At 72.9% G+C, this 18,497-nt stretch carries 16 protein-coding genes; 9 read left to right on the forward strand and 7 right to left on the reverse strand.

Translation table 11 applies throughout. The features are described from left to right. Positions 1-10 precede the first annotated feature (10 nt). On the reverse strand, positions 11-4,693 hold the full coding sequence (locus tag ELX43_RS05040; RefSeq protein ID WP_241249792.1) for an ATP-dependent helicase: 4,683 nt from the start codon (positions 4,691-4,693) through the stop codon (positions 11-13). A 25-nt stretch (positions 4,694-4,718) separates the two neighbouring features. Next, on the reverse strand, positions 4,719-5,882 hold the full coding sequence (locus ELX43_RS05045; RefSeq protein WP_127782411.1) for a YbhN family protein: 1,164 nt from the start codon (positions 5,880-5,882) through the stop codon (positions 4,719-4,721). 91 nt (positions 5,883-5,973) lie between these two features. Between ELX43_RS05045 and fabG the strand changes: the two genes are divergently transcribed. From fabG to ELX43_RS05080, 7 genes are all read left to right on the forward strand, one after another. Beyond that, positions 5,974-6,732 carry a 3-oxoacyl-ACP reductase FabG gene (gene fabG, locus ELX43_RS05050; protein WP_127782412.1) on the forward strand — a complete coding sequence of 253 codons (759 nt, stop codon included), beginning with the start codon at positions 5,974-5,976 and terminating at the stop codon, positions 6,730-6,732. A gap of 43 nt (positions 6,733-6,775) precedes the next feature. Continuing rightward, on the forward strand, positions 6,776-7,933 hold the full coding sequence (locus ELX43_RS05055; protein ID WP_127782413.1) for a nucleotide disphospho-sugar-binding domain-containing protein: 1,158 nt from the start codon (positions 6,776-6,778) through the stop codon (positions 7,931-7,933). 43 nt (positions 7,934-7,976) lie between these two features. Next, on the forward strand, positions 7,977-8,171 hold the full coding sequence (locus tag ELX43_RS05060) for a DUF3046 domain-containing protein (protein ID WP_127782414.1): 195 nt from the start codon (positions 7,977-7,979) through the stop codon (positions 8,169-8,171). A 106-nt stretch (positions 8,172-8,277) separates the two neighbouring features. Further along, positions 8,278-9,534, forward strand: a complete 1,257-nt coding sequence (locus ELX43_RS05065; protein WP_127784689.1) for a multidrug effflux MFS transporter — start codon at positions 8,278-8,280, stop codon at positions 9,532-9,534. A 202-nt stretch (positions 9,535-9,736) separates the two neighbouring features. Next, positions 9,737-10,774: a recombinase RecA gene (recA, locus tag ELX43_RS05070; protein ID WP_127782415.1), complete on the forward strand. Its 1,038-nt coding sequence runs from the start codon at positions 9,737-9,739 to the stop codon at positions 10,772-10,774. Beyond that, positions 10,771-11,280, forward strand: coding sequence for a regulatory protein RecX (locus ELX43_RS05075; RefSeq protein WP_127782416.1), 510 nt, complete (start codon positions 10,771-10,773; stop codon positions 11,278-11,280). Before recA ends, ELX43_RS05075 begins: the two co-directional genes overlap by 4 nt. Before the next feature lie 10 nt (positions 11,281-11,290). Further along, complete coding sequence (locus tag ELX43_RS05080; protein ID WP_127782417.1) at positions 11,291-12,022, forward strand: phosphatase PAP2 family protein; 732 nt, start codon at positions 11,291-11,293, stop codon at positions 12,020-12,022. Positions 12,023-12,037: 15 nt separating this feature from the next. Here the strand turns inward: ELX43_RS05080 and ELX43_RS05085 are convergent, their stop codons facing one another. The 5 genes from ELX43_RS05085 to ELX43_RS05105 form a co-directional block, all read right to left on the reverse strand. Then, positions 12,038-12,652 (reverse strand): hypothetical protein, encoded by a 615-nt coding sequence (locus tag ELX43_RS05085; protein WP_127782418.1) that lies wholly within the window; start codon positions 12,650-12,652, stop codon positions 12,038-12,040. 27 nt (positions 12,653-12,679) lie between these two features. Then, a complete protein-coding gene (locus ELX43_RS05090; RefSeq protein ID WP_127782419.1) occupies positions 12,680-13,588 on the reverse strand; it encodes an amino acid ABC transporter permease in 909 nt (302 codons plus the stop codon). After that, positions 13,585-14,235 (reverse strand): amino acid ABC transporter permease, encoded by a 651-nt coding sequence (locus tag ELX43_RS05095; protein ID WP_127782420.1) that lies wholly within the window; start codon positions 14,233-14,235, stop codon positions 13,585-13,587. Before ELX43_RS05095 ends, ELX43_RS05090 begins: the two co-directional genes overlap by 4 nt. 97 nt (positions 14,236-14,332) lie before the next feature. Continuing rightward, complete coding sequence (locus ELX43_RS05100; protein ID WP_127782421.1) at positions 14,333-15,223, reverse strand: glutamate ABC transporter substrate-binding protein; 891 nt, start codon at positions 15,221-15,223, stop codon at positions 14,333-14,335. A gap of 97 nt (positions 15,224-15,320) precedes the next feature. Continuing rightward, positions 15,321-16,049: an amino acid ABC transporter ATP-binding protein gene (locus ELX43_RS05105; RefSeq protein ID WP_206518192.1), complete on the reverse strand. Its 729-nt coding sequence runs from the start codon at positions 16,047-16,049 to the stop codon at positions 15,321-15,323. 329 nt (positions 16,050-16,378) lie between these two features. On the opposite strand from ELX43_RS05105, the gene miaB reads away from it, so the two are divergent. Beyond that, entirely contained in the window at positions 16,379-17,845 is a 1,467-nt protein-coding gene (gene miaB, locus ELX43_RS05110; protein ID WP_241249793.1) for a tRNA (N6-isopentenyl adenosine(37)-C2)-methylthiotransferase MiaB, read from the forward strand. A gap of 64 nt (positions 17,846-17,909) precedes the next feature. Then, the gene (locus ELX43_RS05115; RefSeq protein ID WP_127782424.1) at positions 17,910-18,443 is read left to right on the forward strand and encodes a hypothetical protein; all 534 of its coding nucleotides are present in this window, start codon (positions 17,910-17,912) and stop codon (positions 18,441-18,443) included. Positions 18,444-18,497 lie beyond the last annotated feature (54 nt).

The raw sequence follows: 18,497 nt of genomic DNA on the forward strand, positions 1-18,497 counted from the left end.
TCGGCCGCGCTCAGGCTCGCAGGCGCATGCCCCGCGGGGTGGCGTGGAAGCCGGCGTTGCCCAGCACCGTGCCCAGCGCCGAGCCCAGTGCGTCCACCCCGTCGGTGCGCTCCACCGCCACCGAGCGCAGCCGACCGTCGTGCACGGCAGCGGCGAGCTCACGAGCGGCCCGGTCCAGGGTGGCGGCATCGGCGGTGAAGCTGAGCAGCGACTTGCCGCCTCGCTCCAGGTACAGCGCCGGCACTCCGTCCACCAGCACCACCAGCGCGCCCGCCTTGCGGCCGGGGCGGTGCCGGTTGCGCGCGGCGGCGCCGTCTCCGGGTGCGCGGGGGTCGGGCGCCTGCTCGGCGAGCACGGCCGGGGGCCACTCCAGCGCCGCCCCCCACGGCTGGGCCGGGTCGGTGGCGGCCAGCAGGGTGACGGTGGGCTCAGCGCGGGCGTCACGGTCGGCGGAGGCCACCGAGCGCAGCCGGTCGATGGCGCCGGGCACCGCGAACTGCGCCCCGCCCAGTCCCTCCACCACGTAGCCGCGCCGGCACCGCCCGGAGTCCTCCATGGCCCGCAGCACCTTGTAGACCCCGGAGAAGCCGCCGGTGATGCGCTCGGTGTCCACCGAACCTCGAGTGAGCACGCCGTGGCGCTCCAGGTAGGCCTCGGCTCGGGCGTGCGCACGCCGGGTGGGATCCGCCTCCCGCGGCACCGCTGCCGACCAGCGACCGGCCACCGTCGGGGGACCGGTGCGCGAGGGTATGGCCGGCCGTCCCGCGCGCATCCGGGCGTAGCGGCTGCGCGGGGCGGAGCGCCGCGCCTTGTGGGTGCCGCCGGCGCCCACCTGCGCGCGCACCGGGGCGAGGGTGTCGTTGGTGGCCAGCCCGGCCCACACCAGGTCCCACAGTGCGGTGACCACCTCGCTGTCCACCGGCAGCGGCTCACCGGCCTCCACCAGCGCGGCTCCCACCCGGTCGGTGAGCTGCCGGAAGAACAGGGCCCCGCCGTCGAGTGCCTGCAGCAGGTGGCGGTGCAGCGGTGAGTCGGGTGCCTGCTCGTCCACCTCGGGCAGCAGCAGGTCGGCCACGTCGGTGGGCGCCAGGGCGATCCAGCCGTCGCCGCCGGGCAGGCTGCCGCAGCCGGTCCAGGTGACCTCGCCAGAGGCGGTGAGCTCGTCCAGCAGGGCGGGGGAGTAGCCGGGCAGCCGGGCCGGCAGGATCAGCGACTCCAGCGCGCTGGCGGGCAGCGGCGCCCCGGCGAGCTGCTCCACCACGCCCAGCAGGTCGTCGGCGGTGGGCGCCCGGCGCCGCGGGGCTGCGCCGATGCCGTGCCACAGCGGCAGGAAGCGGCCCAGCGCCGCCGGCTCCACCGGCTCCACCTCCGCGCGCAGCCGGGCCAGCGAGGTGCGGCGGATGCGGCGCAGCACCTCGGCGTCGCAGTACTCCGTACCCGCGCCGTCCGGGCGCAGCTCGCCCCGCACCAGCCGCCCGGTGCCGGTGAGGCGGTCGAGCACCCCGACGACGACGGCGGTGCCCAAGCCATAGCGCTGCGCCAGGGTGGCCGGGGCGAACGGGCCGTGGGTGCGGGCGTAGCGGGCGGTCAGCTCGGCCAGCGGGTCGGGGGTGGGCTCGGTGAACACCTCGGGCACCCCCACCGGCAGCGCGGTGCCGAGCGCGTCCCGGTACCGCCCGGCGTCCTCGATGGCGATGTAGCGCTGCTCGCCGGCGATGCGCACCAGCAGCGCCCGCCGGTCCTGCTCCAGCTGCTCCAGCCACTGCGGCGCCACCCCGCGCGCCAGCCCGTCGGCCACCGACAGGTCGCCGACGAAGCGCAGCAGGTCCGCGGCGCCCTCCACGTCGCGGGCGTGGCGGTCGGGGTCGGTGCGCTGCAGCTGCGCCTCGATCTCGGCCAGGGCCTCGGGGTCGAGCAGCTCGCGCACCGACTCCGAGCCGAGCAGCTCGCCGAGCAGGGTGGAGTCCAGGCTGAGCGCGGCGGCCCGGCGCTCGGCCAGCGGCGCGTCCAGCTCGTAGAGGAAGGTGCCCACGTAGCCGAACAGGAGGCTGCGGGCGAACGGCGACGGCGCCGGGGTGGTGACCTCCAGGACGCGCACCTTCCGGGCGGCGACGTCGGCCATCAGCTCGCGCAGCCCGGCCAGGTCGTAGACGTCCTGCACGCACTCGCGCATCGCCTCCAGCACCACCGGGAACGACTCGTAGGCGCTGGCCACCTCCAGCAGCTGGGCGGAGCGCTGGCGCTGCTGCCACAGCGGGCTGCGGCGGCCGGGGTTGCGCCGCGGCAGCAGCAGCGACCGGGCCGCGCACTCGCGGAACCGGGCGGCGAACAGCGCGGAGGAGCCCACCTCGGCGATCACCAGCTGCTCCACCTCGTCCGGGTCGAGCAGCACGTCCTCGGCGGTGACGAGCAGGTCCCCGCCGGAGTCGTCGAAGGCCTCCGGCAGGCGCAGCACGATGCCGTCGTCGGCGCTGGCCACCCGCGCGTCCACTCCGCGCCGCTCCCGCAGCCGGGCCGCCACGGCCAGCGCCCACGGCCCGTTGACCTGGGCGCCGAACGGGGAGTGCACCGCCACCTGCCAGTCGCCCAGCTCGTCGCGGAAGCGCTCCAGCACGATGGTGCGGTCGTCGGGCACGCCGCCGGTGGACTCCCGCTGCTCCGCCAGGTAGGCCAGCAGGTTGTCCACGGCCCACTCGTCCAGGCCGGCCTCGCGGGCGCGGGCACGGGCGGGCTCGGCGTCGGCGGCCACGATCTCGCGGACGAACGCGCCCAGGGCCCGGCCCAGCTCCAGCGGGCGGCCGATGGACTCCCCGCGCCAGAACGGCATCCGGGCCGGCTGGCCGGGGGCGGGCACGGCGATCACCCGGTCGTGGGTGATGTCCTGCACCCGCCACGCGGTGGAGCCGAGCAGGAAGGTGTCACCCACCCGCGACTCGTAGACCATCTCCTCGTCCAGCTCGCCCACCCGGGTGCCCGACTCGCCCTCCGCGCCGCCCGGCGTCATCACGGTGAACAACCCGCGGTCGGGGATGGTGCCGCCGGAGGTGACGGCCAGGCGCTGGGCGCCGGGGCGTCCGCGCAGCTCGTCGGTCACCCGGTCCCAGGTGATGCGGGCCCGCAGCTCGCCGAACTGCTCGCTGGGGTAGCGCCCGGAGAGCATGTCCAGCACGGCCTGCAGCGCGGAGTCGGGCAGCGCGGCGAAGGGTGCCGCCCGGCGCACCACCGCGGCCAGCCCGGCCACCGTCCACGGCTCCAGCGCCACCATGGCCACCACCTGCTGCGCCAGCACGTCCAGGGGGTTGCGCGGGTAGCTGATCGCCTCGATCTGCCCGGCCGCCATCCGCTCGGCCACCACCGCGCAGGAGACCAGGTCGCCGCGGAACTTGGGGAACATGACGCCGGAGGACACCGCACCCACCTGGTGCCCGGCGCGACCGACCCGCTGCAGGCCCGAGGCCACGCTGGGCGGGGCCTCCACCTGGACCACCAGGTCGACCGCGCCCATGTCGATGCCCAGCTCCAACGAGGAGGTGGCCACCACGCAGGGCAGCCGTCCGGCCTTGAGGTCTTCCTCCACCAGGGTGCGCTGCTCCCGCGACATGGAGCCGTGGTGGGCCCGGGCGATCACCACCGGTGCCCCGTCGGTGGTGCCGGAGGCCCCCGGGGCCTCGGCGGGAAAGTGCTGGGCCGGGGCGGGCTCCTCGTCGCCCAGCAGTGCCGCGGCGACCGCGTCGGTGACCTCCAGCTGCTCGGCGGCCAGCTCGTTGAGCTTGGACGTCAGCCGCTCGGCCAGCCGCCGGGAGTTGCAGAAGACGATGGTGGAGCGGTGTGCCTGCACCAGCTCGAGCACCCGGGCCTCCACCGCCGGCCAGATGGAGGTGCGCCGCTCCGTCCCGGCCGCCGACCCCTCCACCTCCCCGGTGAGCTCACCGAGGTTGGCGAGGTCCTCCACCGGCACCTCGACGCGCACCTCCACGGTCTTGGGCGTGCGCGGCTGCACCACCTGCACCGGCCGGCCACCGCCGAGGAAGGCTGCGACCTCCTCCACCGGGCGGACCGTCGCGGAGAGTCCGATGCGCTGAGCCGGGGTCTCCAGCAGCTCGTCCAGGCGCTCCAGGGACAGGGCGAGGTGGGCGCCGCGCTTGGTGGCGGCCACCGAGTGCACCTCGTCGATGATCACCGTCTGCACCCCGCGCAGCGAGTCCCGCGCCGCGGAGGTGAGCAGCAGGAACAGCGACTCCGGGGTGGTCACCAGGATGTCCGGCGGGGTGCGGTTGAACGTGCGCCGCTCGCTGGCGGGGGTGTCGCCGCTGCGGGTTCCGACGGTGAGGTCGGGCACCGGCAGCCCGAGCCGCTGGGCCTCCTGGCGGATGCCGGTGAGCGGGGAGCGCAGGTTGCGCTGCACGTCCACCGCCAGCGCCTTCAGCGGTGACACGTAGAGCACCCGGCAGCGCAGCCTGGGCTCCTCCGGCGGCGGCTCGGCGGCCAGCCGGTCCAGCGCCCACAGGAACGCGGCGAGGGTCTTGCCGGATCCGGTGGGCGCGACCACCAGGGCGTGCTGGCCGGCCTGGGCGGCGGCCCAGGCGCCGGCCTGCGCGTCGGTCGGTGCGTCGAAGGCGCCGGTGAACCAGGCGCGGGTGGCCGGGGAGAAGCCCTGCAGGGCGGCCCTCGCGTCGTTCACCGGGTTGGTCACGCACCCATCATGGCGCGGGGGTCCGTCAGCTTTCGGCGGCAGGTTGGCTGATCTGCGTGGACCGGCGGCCGCGCGCGTGCTGGGTGCGCCGCCAGTAGAGGTAGGTGAACAGGCCGACGACGGTGGGCAGCAACCAGGTCGCCATCCGGTAGAGCAGCACCGCCGACACCAGCTCCGGCGTCGAGGAGACGGTGCCGAAGCCGTTGCCCAGGATCGTCAGCAGCGACCCCTCGGCCACCCCGAGGCCGCCAGGGCTGGGCATCAGCAACGAGATGAGGGCGGTGCCGGCGTAGGCGACCACGACGCGCGCCCAGGACACCTCCACCACCCCCTGCAGGTGCAGGGCGGCACCCAGGGCCAGGCAGTTGATCAGCTGGACGGAGGCGATGGCGACGGTGAGGGCGAGCCACCGCTGCCGCACCAGCTCGGCGGAGCCGACCCGCAGCTCGGCGACGCGACCGGGCAGGTCCGGGTGCTGCTGCCGGTGCAGCCGGCGGAGCACGGCGTTGACGACCGTGCCCACCAGCGATCCGACCCGGCGGGCGAAGGACTCGCTGCGCAGCACCTGCGCCAGCACCACCACGGCCAGTGCGACGACCACGAGGACCGCCGCAGCCACGACGGCGAACACCTGCGGCGAGCCGGGCTGGGTGGCGAGCACCGCGAGCGCGATGCCCCCGAGGGTGTAGCGGACCAGGCTGTTCCCCACGTCCACCACCAGCACGCTGCGGGCGATCTCGGCCAGCCGGAAGCCCCAGGAGCGCGTCATGGCGAAGGTGAGGCCGGTGGCCACCGCACCGCCCTCGGGCAGGGTGTTGGACACCGCCGTGCCCGCGGTGTTGGCGATGACGGCCTGGCGCAGGGTCTGCCCGGGCAGGGCGATCATCAGGGCAGGGGCGTTGGACAGCAGGAGCACCAGCCCCAGACTCACCAGCGCCACCACCTGCCAGGCCTGGATCAGGTCGAGGCTCGCGCTGTTGTCGGCCTCCGCGGACAGCTCGGTGACGATGGCCCAGAAGATCGCCGCCACGATGCCGTAGGTGAGCACCGCGCCGACGGCCTGGCGCAGCACGGTGCGGTGCCGCCGCGGGAAGCGCCACACCGAGTGCAGCGCCGTGTACCAGGCGTTCTCGTGCCACGCGGTGGCGCGCAGCCGGGCGACGTCGGAGCTGGTGGTCACCTTCTCCATGGTCCGGGAGCGCACCTTCCGCCGACCACCTAACGGTGTTAGGTTGGCCGCAGCGCAAGGCGACTTGACACGCAGAGGGGCTGGGGCAGCAATGGGACGGTTCGACGGACGAGTGGCGATCGTGAGCGGCGCGGGTCAGGGCATCGGAGCTGGCATCGCCGCCCGCCTGGCGTCGGAGGGGGCCGCGGTGGGGGTGCTCGACCTCAACGCCGACGCCGCCAGCTCCTCGGCGGAGGCCATCACCCTCGCCGGCGGCACGGCGGTGGGCATCGGCGCCGACGTCACCTCCGAGGAGGGCGTCAACGCCGCCGTCGACCAGGTGGTCCGCGAGCTGGGCGGGCTGGACATCGTGGTGAACAACGCTGGCATCACCCGCGACAACATGCTGTTCAAGATGAGCGTGGAGGACTTCGACCTGGTGCTGGCGGTGCACCTGCGCGGCACCTTCCTGCTCACCAAGGCCGCCCAGCGCCACCTGGTGGAGCAGCGCTACGGCCGCATCGTGAACCTGTCCAGCCGCTCGGCGCTGGGCAACCGAGGCCAGGCCAACTACGCCTCGGCCAAGGCCGGAGTCATCGCCTTCACCGCCACCGCCGCTCTCGAGCTCGGCCCCTTCGGGATCACCGTCAACGCGGTGGCCCCGGGCTACATCGCCACCGACATGACCGCGGCCACCGCGCGGCGGCTGGGCATGGACCCCGAGGAGCACCAGAAGCTGGCCGCCGAGCAGATCCCGGTGCGCCGCGTGGGGACACCGGACGACATCGCCGCCGTGGTGGCGTTCTTCGCCAGCGAGGAGGCCGGCTACGTGAGCGGGCAGACGCTGCACGTCAACGGCGGGCAGCGCTGACCGACGGCGGCCCCACCCACCCCCGCCTGACACACTCAGCCCCGTGCGCGTAGCGGTGGTGGCCGGCCCCGACCCGGGGCACGCGTTCCCGGCCATGGCGCTGTGCCTGCGCCTGCAGGCCGCCGGGGACGAGCCGGTGCTGTTCACCAGCCCCCGCTGGCAGGACGCCGCCGCCCGCGCCGGCGTGCCGTGGCGGCGCCTGCCCGGCCTGGCGCCCCGCCCCGGCGACGACGACGCCGATCCCGGCCAGCGGATGCACGGCCGGGCGGCGTACATGTCCACCGTGCTGGTGCCCGAGCTGCACGCGCTGCGCCCGGACCTGGTGGTGGGTGACGTGCTCACCGCGGCGGGCGGGCTGGCCGCGGAACGTCTCGGCCTGCCGTGGGTGGAGCTCTGCCCGCACCCGCTGTACCTGCCCTCGTGCGGGCTGCCGCCGGTGGGCAGCGGCCTGGCGGTGGGCACCGGCGTCGGCGGCCGGGCACGCGACTCCCTGCTGCGCGCGATGGCCGCCCGCTCCACCCGGAAGGGCCAGCGCCAGCGTGCCGCGGCCCGGGCCTCGGTGGGCCTGCCCGTGCGCGATCCCGGTCCGACGGCGCGGCTGGTGGCAACGCTGCCTGCGCTGGAGGTTCCCCGGCCCGACTGGCCGGAGGGCACCCATGTGGTGGGCCCGCTGCAGTGGGACCCGCAGGAGGCTGAGCTGGCGCTGCCGCCGGGGGCCGACCCGCTGGTGTTCCTCTCCCCGTCCACCGCCGAGGGCGGCACCCTGGGCGTGCTCGAGGCGGCGCTGGCCGGGCTGAGTGGAGTGCGCGTGGTGGCCACGGTCCTGGACCCGGACCCGGCGCTGGAGGTGCCCGGCTGGGCGAGCGTGGGCACTGGCCGGCAGGACACCCTGCTGGCCGCGGCGAGCGTGGCGGTGATCGGCGGCGGGCACGGCATGCTGGCCAAGGCGCTGGCCGCGGGTGTGCCCACGGTGCTGGTGCCCGGTGGGGGAGACCAGTGGGAGCTGGCCAACCGGGCGGCCAGGCAGGGCAGCGCCGTCATCGTCCGCCCGCTGACGCCCGAGCGCCTGGCCGCCGCCGTGCAGCAGGTGCTGGCCGAGCCCACCCACGCCGCCGCCGCGCAGCGGGCCGCCCGCAGCCTCGACGAGGTGCGCGCCGACGCCGTCACCGTCTGCCGGGAGGCCGCGGCGTGCGGCCGCTGAGCCCGGGGTGCGCCGGGCGGCTGTCGACTTCTACGGTGACCGGATGCGACTGACAGAGTTCCGCGAGCTGGTCGCCCTGGAGTTCGGGCCGCAGCGCGGCGACATGCTGGTGGCCGACCACGTCCTGGGCGCCCTCGGTGGCCGCACCGCTGACCAGGCCATCGAGGCGGGGACGGATCCCCGTGAGGTGTGGCGCGCGCTGTGCGCGGAGATGGACGTCCCGCCCGAGCGCTGGTGATCTCGACGACTGTGGCGGCCCGTAGGGTGCTGCGGTCAGCTGACCGGGATCTCGAGGAGCGTGCGTGCCGAAGAAGAACGCCCGGGAGCGGGCCATCTCCGTTCCCATGCTGTGCGTGCTGGCGCTGTTGTCCGCGGTGGCGCCGCTGGCCACGGACATGTACCTGCCCGGGCTGCCGGAGGTCTCCGACGACCTCGGGGCGACCGCCAGCAGCGTGCAGCTGACCATCACCACGTTCCTCGCGGGTCTGGCCATCGGGCAGCTGGTGATCGGCCCGCTCTCCGACGGCATCGGCCGACGGCGGCTGCTCATCGGCGGTACCGCCCTCTGCGCGGTGGCCGGGGTGCTCTGCGCCACGGCACCCACGGTGGAGGTGCTGGTGGCCACCCGCTTCCTGCAGGGCTTCTCCGGCGCGGCGGGCATCGTGCTGGCCCGCGCGGTGATCGCCGACCGGGCCAGCGGCACCGCGGCGGCCAAGCTGTTCAGCGTCATGATGATCATCGGCGGCGTCGCCCCGGTGATGGCCCCGCTGGCCGGGGGTGCGCTGATCGGGCCGATCGGGTGGCGCGGGGTGTTCTGGGTGCTGACCGGGCTGGCGGTGGTGATGCTGGTCGGCGTGCTGCTCCTGGTGCCGGAGACCCTGCCCGCCGACCGCCGGCACGGCGCCGGGTTTGCCGCCCTCGCCCGCAACGCCCGCTACGTGCTCACCAACCGCCGCTTCCTGGGCTACACGCTGGTGTTCGCCAGCGGCTTCGGGGCCTTGTTCTCCTACATCTCGCAGTCCACGTTCGTGGTGCAGGACCTGCTCGGACTGTCGCCGGGCATGTTCTCGGTGGTGTTCGCCTGCAACGCCGCCGGCCTGGTGGGGGCCAACATCATCAACACCCGGCTGATCGGCAGGGTGTCGCCGCGGCGGCTGCTCACCGGTGGCGTCACCGCGCTGACCGCGGCCGGGGTGCTGCTGCTGGCCGTGGTGACCGTGGGTGGGTCGGCCCAGTGGGCGCTGCTGGGGGCGATGTTCTGCGTCACCGCCAGCATCGGCTTCATCTTCGGCAACGCCACCGCCCTGGCCCAGGCCCAGGTGCCGCGGGCAGCCGGGACCGGCTCCGCGGTGATGGGGGCGCTGCAGTTCACCGTGGGCGCGGCCGTGTCTCCGCTGGTCGGCATCGCCGGGCCCGACACCGCCGTGCCGATGGCGATCTCCATCCTGGTGATGGGCGTGGCGGCGACGACGGCGCTGCACACCCTGGCCCGCGCCGAGGACGGAAGTCCCGGTGCCGCAGGTCAGCCAGTGCCAGCGCAGCACCGCGCGGCGCAGGCGCCGGAGGGTGCGCAGGCTGCTGCTGGGGTCGAGCACCCGTAGCTCCTTCCCGACGCGCCTCGTCCGGCGTGTCGAAAACCAGGTACCACACTCGAACACCTGTTCGTCTACGCTGGGGCACGTTCGGTTGAGGTTGTCCCCAGCGACGGGGCTCGTCCACAGCCGCGGACGATCCACCAAAACCGTCGGTGCCCGGTCCTACCGTTCACGCCGACCCGAACAGAGCACCAACGAGGAGACCCCGATGGCTCAAGCACCCGACCGCAACAAGGCGCTCGACCTGGCCCTGGCGCAGATCGACAAGAACTTCGGCAAGGGCTCGGTGATGCGTCTCGGTGACGAGGCCCGCGTGCCCATCGCCGTCATCCCCACCGGCTCCCTCGCGCTGGACGTCGCGCTCGGCATCGGCGGCCTGCCCCGTGGCCGGGTCATCGAGATCTACGGCCCGGAGTCCTCCGGCAAGACCACCGTCGCCCTGCACGCCGTGGCCCAGGCGCAGAAGGCCGGCGGCATCGCCGCCTTCGTCGACGCCGAGCACGCGCTCGACCCCGACTACGCGCAGAAGCTGGGCGTGGACACCGACGCGCTGCTGGTCTCCCAGCCTGACACCGGGGAGCAGGCCCTGGAGATCGCGGACATGCTGATCCGCTCCGGTGCGCTGGACATCCTGGTCATCGACTCCGTGGCGGCCCTGGTGCCCCGCGCCGAGATCGAGGGCGAGATGGGGGACAGCCACGTCGGCCTGCAGGCCCGGCTGATGAGCCAGGCCCTGCGCAAGATGACCGGCGCGATGAGCAACTCCGGCACCACGGTGATCTTCATCAACCAGCTGCGCGAGAAGATCGGCGTCATGTTCGGCTCGCCGGAGACCACCACCGGTGGCAAGGCGCTCAAGTTCTACGCCTCGGTCCGCATGGACATCCGGCGCATCGAGACCCTGAAGGACGGCACCGACGCCGTGGGCAACCGCACCCGCGTCAAGGTGGTCAAGAACAAGGTGGCCCCGCCCTTCAAGCAGGCGGAGTTCGACATCCTCTACGGCCACGGCATCAGCCGGGAGGGTTCGCTCGTCGACATGGGCGTCGAGCACGGCATCGTCCGCAAGTCGGGTGCTTGGTACACCTACGAGGGTGACCAGCTGGGTCAGGGCAAGGAGAACGCCCGCAAGTTCCTGCTGGAGAACCCCGACGTCGGCAACGACATCGAGAAGAGGGTCAAGGAGAAGCTCGGCATCGGCGCCGTGGTCACCGACGAGGTGGCCCCCGCACCGGTCGACTTCTGAGCACGGTGAGCACTGAGGAGGACGTCCGCGAGGCGTGCCTACAGCTGCTCACCGTCCGGCAGCGCAGCCGCGCCGAGCTCGAGCAGCGGCTGCGTCGCAAGGGCTTCGAGGACGACCACATCGCACCGGTGCTGGACAAGCTCACCGAGGTCGAGCTGATCGACGACCAGGCGTTCGCCCGCACCTGGGTGCAGTCGCGGCACGAGTACTCCGGCAAGGGCAAGCGTGCGCTGGCCGCCGAGCTGCGGCTCAAGGGTGTGGCGGACTCCGTCGCCGCGGAGGCGCTGAGCCACGTCGACGAGGAGTCCGAGGAGCTGCGGGCGCGCGAGCTGGTGCGCAAGCGGCTGCGCACGCTCACGGTGGACGACACCGCTGCGGCCACCCGCAAGCTGGTGGGCATGCTCGCCCGCCGCGGGTACAGCCAGGGGCTGGCGTTCCGGGTGGTCTCCGACGAGCTCACCGCGGCAGGCGCAGCCACGGACGAGTACACCGAGGACAGTCCGTAGGCTTTTGCCCATGGGGCAACCGACGACCAACACCGACAAGCTCCCCGACGTCAGGGTCCCGCGGTGGGTGCCGCCGGTCCTGGTGCTGGGTCTGCTGGTCCTGTGGGTCCAGGTGGTGTGGGGTGGCCCGATCATCACCCTGGACGAGGCGGTGCAGCGCCACTTCGCCACCCGGCAGAACACCCCGTGGGCTGAGCTGGCGCAGGTCATCACCCACCTGGGCGACCCACCGGTGGCCATCTTCCTGCTGCTGCTCGGAGTCGCCGTGCTCTGCGGGCGACGCCAGTACTGGGTGCCGATGATCTTCGCGGGCAGCGCATCGTTGCTGCTGGTGGTGGCCGTGCTCTCGCTCAAGCACCTGGTCGGGCGCCCCGGCCTCGACGGGGAGTCAGGCGTGCTCTGGCCCTCCGGGCACACCACTACCGCCACCGTGGTCTACGGCGTCGTCGCGTGCCTGCTCGCCCCGCGCTGGCGACGGTCGGCGTGGGCGCTCGCCGTGGGAGTGCCGGCGCTGGTCGGGGTGTCGTTGGTGGTGCGTGACTTCCACTGGGTGGCCGACGTGCTCGCCGGCTGGCTGCTGGGACCGCTGCTGATCATCGCTGCCGCGGCCCTCACCCGGGCCTGGGTGCGGGCGGTTCCCACCACTGGCCAGCTGGCTGCAGCCGTGGAGCCAACCGCCGCCGAGCCAACCGCCGACGTGTCCGGTGCGCCGCGCCACGACGATGCCCCGGCGCGGCGCTGAGCGACCACCACCCCACTACCTGCCGGTGGAGCGTCCGAGGCCACCCAGCTGTAGCCGCACCACCGCGAGCTCGGCGGTGGTGCTCCCGGTGGGCACCAGGACCTTCGGGTGCCGCCGTCCACGCCAGCCGAGCACCAGGTGCCCGTGCCACGGCACCGGCACCGCCCGGTCGTCGACCACCACGGTGCGCACCTCGCGCGCGGTCCGCAACAGCGCCCACCGCACTCGCCGCCCTCTTCCCGCAGCCACGGCGCCCGACTCGACCACCACCACGGGGCCGCCCAGCACGTCGGTCGGGGGGCGCTCGGCCAGCGCGTCGGCGGAGGCGGGCGCGTGGTGCGCGCCCAGCGGCACCCATTGTGCGTCTGCTCGCCGCAGCACCTGGACGTGGCGCTGCAGCGCCCCGGTGGCACCACGTGTCACGAAGACCGTGACCGCCAGGTCGCCGGCGGTGGTCAGGGCCAGGGCGACCCAGTGGCGATCAGGACCCGCCGGACGGGCGTCTGGCGCACGGTCGTCCGCCCGTCCCCGCGCCAGCAGCCGGACGCTGTGCTCGTACAGCTCCCCGTGCTCGAACGGTTCCGCGTGCTGGAACGGCTCCCCGGGCTCCAACCACTCACCGTCTGCCATGCCGGCAGCCTGCCCGCTGAGCCAGGGTCAGGCGTCGGCGCCAGCGGGTGCGGCCTCGGGGGTGGTGCTGGTGGTGCGGGACACCCGGCGCTGCACCAGCTCGGCCAGCTTGCTCAGCGCGTAGTTGATGAGGATGAACATGACGCCGATCACCAGGTAGGTCTGCAGCGGGTTGTTCAGGTTCTGGATCAGCAGCCCGCCCTGCTTGAGCAGCTCGATGTAGCCGCCCAGCACCGCGATGAGCGAGGTGTCCTTGAGCACCACCACCACCTGGCTGATCAGCGCCGGCAGCATCACCCGGAACGCCTGGGGCAGCAGCACCAGCCGCAGCGTCTGGCCGTTGGTCAGCCCGATCGCCTCGGCCGCCTCGCGCTGGCCCTTGGGCAGCGACACCACGCCGGAGCGGATGATCTCGGCGAAGATCACCGCGTTGTAGGCCGTCAGGCCGATCACCAGGAACCACAGCAGCTCACCGCCGGGCCAGGAGGACACGTCCAGGCCGATCTCGGGCAGCAGCTTGGAGGTGAGGTAGATCGTGATGATCACCGGCAGGCCGCGGAACAGCTCCACCAGCGCGATCAGCGGGATGCGGGTGACCTTGCCGGCTGACAGCCGGGCCACGCCGATGATGGTGCCCACCACCAGCGACAGCACGATGGCCAGCGCGGCGGCCTTCAGGGTGTTGGCCAGGCCCTGACCGAGCAAGTTCCACACGTCGGGGAAGTCGGCGTTGGTGGGGTCGAGCAGCGGGGCCCACTTGTCGGACTCGAACTGGCCGTTGTCGGCCAGCCGCAGCCCCGCCAGCGCCAGCAGCGCCGCGATGGCGACGGCGGCCAGCACGCTGAAGATCAGCACGCGGCGCCGGGTGCGGGGCCCGGGGACGTCGAAGAGGACCGCGCTGCCGGTGGGCGCGGTACGACTCAGGAGCTTGCTCATCGGGCGATCGCCACCTTGCGCTCGAGGACCTGCAGCAGCACGCCGGAGGGAATGGTGATGATGAGGTAGCCGATGGCGACACCGACGAACACCGGCAGCGCCGCGTAACCCTGGGCGCTGGTCAGGCTGGCGCCCACGCTCCACAGGTCACCGGCGACGCCGAGGGCACCGACCACGGCCGAGTTCTTGAACATCGCGATGATGACGCTGCCCAGCGGAGGCACCACGCTGCGCAGTGCCTGGGGCAGCACCACCAGCGCCAGCACCTGGCTGAAGCCCAGCCCGATGGAGCGGGCAGCCTCGGCCTGCCCCGGCGGCACGGAGTTCACACCGCTGCGCACCGCCTCGCAGACGAACGCCGAGGTGTAGAGCACCAGGCCGATGAGGCCGAAGGTGAAGTAGCTGGCGTTCACGCCCAGCTCGGGCATGCCGAAGGCGATGAAGAACAGCACCACGGTCAGCGGGGTGTTGCGGAAGATGGTGACGTAGGCGGTGCCGAACCAGCGCAGCGTGGGAACCGGGGAGACCCGGAAGGACGCCAGCACGGTGCCGAGCACCAACGAGCCGACCATGGCGAGCATGCAGATCAGGAACGACTTCTGCAGCCCCGACCAGTACAGGTCGAGGTTGTCGGTGATCGCGTTCACGCGCGGGTGCCTCCAGGCGGTGCGGAGCTGGTCATCAGGAGCAGGGGGAGAGCCTCGGTGCGGGCCACGTGCGAGCGGCCCGCACCGAGACGACCAGCTAGCTGCAGGCGGCCAGCGCGGGCAGCTCGGGGGTCTGGGCGCCCTCGACCTCGCCGGCGGTGTCCTTCCACGCCTTCTCGTAGGCGCCGGACTCCTTGGCCTTGGTCAGCTGCTCGTGGATGAACTGGCAGAACGGGACGTCGCCCTTGGCGATGCCGATGCCGTAGGGCTCCTGGGTGAACTGCTCACCGGTGAGCTTGAAGTCGTCCTTGGCGCCGGCGACGAAGCCCAGCAGGATGACGTTGTCGGTGGTGACAGCCTGCACCTGGCCGGTGCGGAGAGCGTCGGCGCACTTGGAGTACACGTCGAAGAGGACCACCTGGTTGGGGTTGGCCACGTACTTCTTGATGTTCTCGCCAGGGGTGGAGCCGGTGACCGAGCAAACCTTGGCGTCGGGGTTGGTCTTCAGCGAGTCCGGGCCGGTGATCGTGGTGTCGTCCTTGTCCACCATCAGCTGCTGGCCGGCGACGTAGTACGGGCCCGCGAAGGAGACGCGCTCCTTGCGCTTGTCGTTGATGGTGTACGTGGCCACCACCATGTCGACCTTCTTGGTCTCGATGAGCTCCTCGCGGCGGGCCGACGGAGCCTCGGTGAACTCGATGGCGTCGGGCTGCAGGCCCAGCCCGGCGGCGACGATCTGCGCCATCTGCACGTCGAAGCCCTCGTACTTGCCCGACAGCCCCTGCTTGCCGAAGCCGGGCTGGTCGAACTTGATGCCGACCCGCAGCTTGCCCGAGCTGGCCACGCTCGCCATGGTGGTGCCCTCGGCGAAGGTGGGCTTGTCGGCCACCGGCGCCGCGCTCTCGTCACTGCTGCTGCTGCCGCAGGCAGTCATCACCAGGGTGAGCAGCGTGGCACCTGCCGCTGCCTTGATCACTCGACGTCGCATGGTGTTCCCGTTTCTGCTCGTCCGCGATTCGCGGTGGGTGTCGCTCGCCAGGGGTCCTGGTGGCGGTCTGGGGTGCGGAGGCCGGCTGGGCCTTCGGTCAGTGGCTGATGATCTTGCTCAGGAAGTCCTTGGCGCGGTCGGAGCTGGGGGAGTCGAAGAAGACGTCGGGAGCGGCGTCCTCCACCACCTGGCCGTCGGCCATGAACAGCACGCGGTCGGCGGCCCGACGGGCGAAGCCCATCTCGTGGGTCACCACCACCATCGTCATCCCGTCCCTGGCCAGCGACGTCATCACGTCGAGGACCTCGTTGATCATCTCCGGGTCCAGCGCCGAGGTCGGCTCGTCGAACAGGATCACCTTGGGGTCCATGGCCAGGGCCCGGGCGATGGCCACTCGCTGCTGCTGACCACCGGAGAGCTGCGCGGGCATCTTGTCGGCCTGCTCGGCGATGCCCACCCGGGCGAGCAGCTCGCGGCCCCGCTCGTTGGCCTTCTGCTTGCTCAGCTTGCGCACCTTGATCGGCCCGAGCGTGACGTTGTCCAGGACCGTCTTGTGGGCGAAGAGGTTGAACGACTGGAACACCATGCCGACGTCGGAGCGCAGGGCGGCGAGCGCCTTGCCCTCGTCGGGCAGCGGCACGCCGTCGACGGTGATGGTGCCGCTGTCGATGGTCTCCAGCCGGTTGATGGTGCGGCACAAGGTGGACTTGCCCGAACCGGACGGGCCGATCACCACCACGACCTCACCGGTGTGCACGGTGAGGTTGACGTCCTTGAGCACGTGCAGGTCGCCGAAGTGCTTGTTGACCTCGCTCATCACCACCAGCGGCGCCCCGGTGGACCCGCGGCGGGCGGGCTGGTCCGACGACTTGCCGAGAGGCACAGCGGTGCCGCTCTGATCGCTGGACGCGTCCTGGGTGGCGTGCGCGTTGGTCATGGCGGGGAAGGTACCGCAGCGGGAGGCGCCGAGTCGCCCACCGCAGCTGTGTCAGGTAAGGCGTTATGCAACGTTCACACGAGCACGAGGGGGTCGCCGCCCGCGCGGTGCACGCCACCGCGGGCCGTAGCCTGGCCGGTGTGGAACACGCAGTGACAGGATCGGCCGGGTCAGCCGCGCACTCAGCGCTGTCCATGGAAGCGTCAGCGGCACAAGCGATGCCGGCCCAGGGGCAGGGGCGCAGCTACCAGGTGCGCACCTACGGCTGCCAGATGAACGTGCACGACTCCGAGCGCCTCGCCGGGATGCTGGAGGCCGCCGGCTACACCGCCGCCGACCCGGGTGAGCAGGCTGACGTAGTGGTGCTCAACACGTGCGCGGTGCGGGAGAACGCCGACAACAAGCTCTACGGCAACCTCGGCCACCTCGCCTCCACCAAGGCCGCGCACCCGGGCATGCAGATCGCCGTCGGCGGCTGCCTGGCCCAGAAGGACCGCGAGGGCATCGTCAACCGCGCGCCCTGGGTGGACGTGGTGTTCGGCACCCACAACATCGGCTCGCTGCCCGCCCTGCTGGAGCGCGCTCGGCACAACGAGCAGGCCCAGGTGGAGATCCTGGAGTCCCTCGACGTCTTCCCGTCCGCGCTGCCGGCCAAGCGGGACTCCGCCTACTCCGGCTGGGTGTCCATCTCGGTGGGCTGCAACAACACCTGCACCTTCTGCATCGTGCCCTCGCTGCGCGGCACCGAGGTGGACCGCCGTCCCGGCGACGTGCTCGCCGAGGTGCGCGCCCTGGTGGAGCAGGGGGTGCTGGAGGTCACCCTGCTTGGGCAGAACGTCAACGCCTACGGGGTGTCCTTCGGCGAGCGCAGCGCCTTCGCCGACCTGCTGCGAGCCTGCGGGCAGGTCGACGGCCTGGAGCGGGTGCGCTTCACCTCCCCGCACCCCCGCGACTTCACCGAGGACGTCATCCACGCGATGGCCGAGACGCCGAACGTGTGCCCGCAGCTGCACATGCCGCTGCAGTCCGGCTCCGACCGCATCCTCAAGGCCATGCGCCGCTCCTACCGCAGCGAGCGCTACCTGGGCATCATCGACCGGGTGCGGGAGCTGATGCCGCACGCGGCCATCACCACCGACATCATCGTGGGCTTCCCCGGCGAGACCGAGCAGGACTTCCAGGACACCCTGGAGGTGGTGCGCCGCTCCCGGTTCGCCAGCGCCTTCACCTTCCAGTACTCCCCGCGTCCGGGGACCCCGGCGGCCACCATGGGCGAGCAGGTGCCCAAGGAGGTGGTGACCGAGCGCTACGGCCGGCTGACCGCGCTGCAGGAGGAGATCTCGCTGCAGGCCAACCGTGACCTCATCGGTACTCGCGTGGAGCTGCTGGTGGCCTCGGGCGAGGGCCGCAAGGACGCCAGCACCGCCCGGCTCAGCGGCCGGGCCCGCGACGGTCGGCTCGTGCACTTCGCCACCGGTGGGGCCGAGATCCGCCCTGGCGACGTGGTGGAGACGGTGGTGACCTACGCCGCCCCGTTCCACCTGGTGGCCGACGGTGACCCGTTGTCGCACCGGCGGACCCGGGCCGGGGACAACGCCGCGGCCGCGCGGGCGCCGCAGACCCCCGGCACCGCGACCCCCGGCGTCCTGCTGGGCCTGCCGGTACCCAGGGCTGCACGCGTCTGACCGGACGAGGACACTGGTCTGCGCTGATCTTCTGCGCTGCGCTGCGCTGATCTCTGGAGGAAGTGTGGACGACAACCGTCGCCGAGAGCTCACCGACGAGGAGCTGCTCGGCATCCGGGACGAGGTCGACTCGGTGGAGCGGCGGGTGACCGGCACCATCGAGCCGGGCCTGCGCGGCATCGTCATCGCGGTCGCGGTGCTCGCCGGGATCCTGTCGATGATCCTGCCGCAGGCGGGCACCGCCACCGGCTGGGACGTGCTGGTGCACGACGACACCGCGGTGGCCGAGGGCGTGATCCTGCCGCTGCGGCTGTTCGCCGGCGGCCTGGTCTTCGTGGTGATCGCCTCCGCCGCGGCGCTGCTGGCCCGGCGCTGGGTGCTGGCCTGGGTGGCCACCCTGGGCAGCGGCTTCGTGTCCTTCCTGGGCCTGCTCGCGGTGTGGTCCCGCCAGACGCTGGCGGTGGACAGCACCGGTGGCGGACCCGGCGTGGGTCTGTTCCTGGCCTGGGCCGCGGTGGCGGTGCTGACCTTCCAGTGGCTGCGCATCGTCTGGACCCGGGTGGAGCTCACCCACGGACGGCCCATCCCCAACAACTAGTCGGCAGAACCACGGGAGCCGGTCACCGCGATGCGGTGACCGGCTCCCGTGCTG

Origin of the sequence: Rhodococcus sp. X156 (assembly GCF_004006015.1) — a bacterium.
Taxonomy (GTDB): Bacteria; Actinomycetota; Actinomycetes; order Mycobacteriales; family Mycobacteriaceae; genus X156.

Coding starts and splice junctions, on each gene's coding strand:
- ELX43_RS05045 (WP_127782411.1), bottom strand. CDS start 5,882: ATGGAGAAGGTGACCACCAGCTCCGACGTCGCCCGGCTGCGCGCCACC.
- fabG (WP_127782412.1), top strand. CDS start 5,974: ATGGGACGGTTCGACGGACGAGTGGCGATCGTGAGCGGCGCGGGTCAG.
- ELX43_RS05060 (WP_127782414.1), top strand. CDS start 7,977: ATGCGACTGACAGAGTTCCGCGAGCTGGTCGCCCTGGAGTTCGGGCCG.
- ELX43_RS05065 (WP_127784689.1), top strand. CDS start 8,278: ATGCTGTGCGTGCTGGCGCTGTTGTCCGCGGTGGCGCCGCTGGCCACG.
- recA (WP_127782415.1), top strand. CDS start 9,737: ATGGCTCAAGCACCCGACCGCAACAAGGCGCTCGACCTGGCCCTGGCG.
- ELX43_RS05080 (WP_127782417.1), top strand. CDS start 11,291: ATGGGGCAACCGACGACCAACACCGACAAGCTCCCCGACGTCAGGGTC.
- ELX43_RS05085 (WP_127782418.1), bottom strand. CDS start 12,652: ATGGCAGACGGTGAGTGGTTGGAGCCCGGGGAGCCGTTCCAGCACGCG.
- ELX43_RS05090 (WP_127782419.1), bottom strand. CDS start 13,588: ATGAGCAAGCTCCTGAGTCGTACCGCGCCCACCGGCAGCGCGGTCCTC.
- ELX43_RS05100 (WP_127782421.1), bottom strand. CDS start 15,223: ATGCGACGTCGAGTGATCAAGGCAGCGGCAGGTGCCACGCTGCTCACC.
- miaB (WP_241249793.1), top strand. CDS start 16,379: ATGCCGGCCCAGGGGCAGGGGCGCAGCTACCAGGTGCGCACCTACGGC.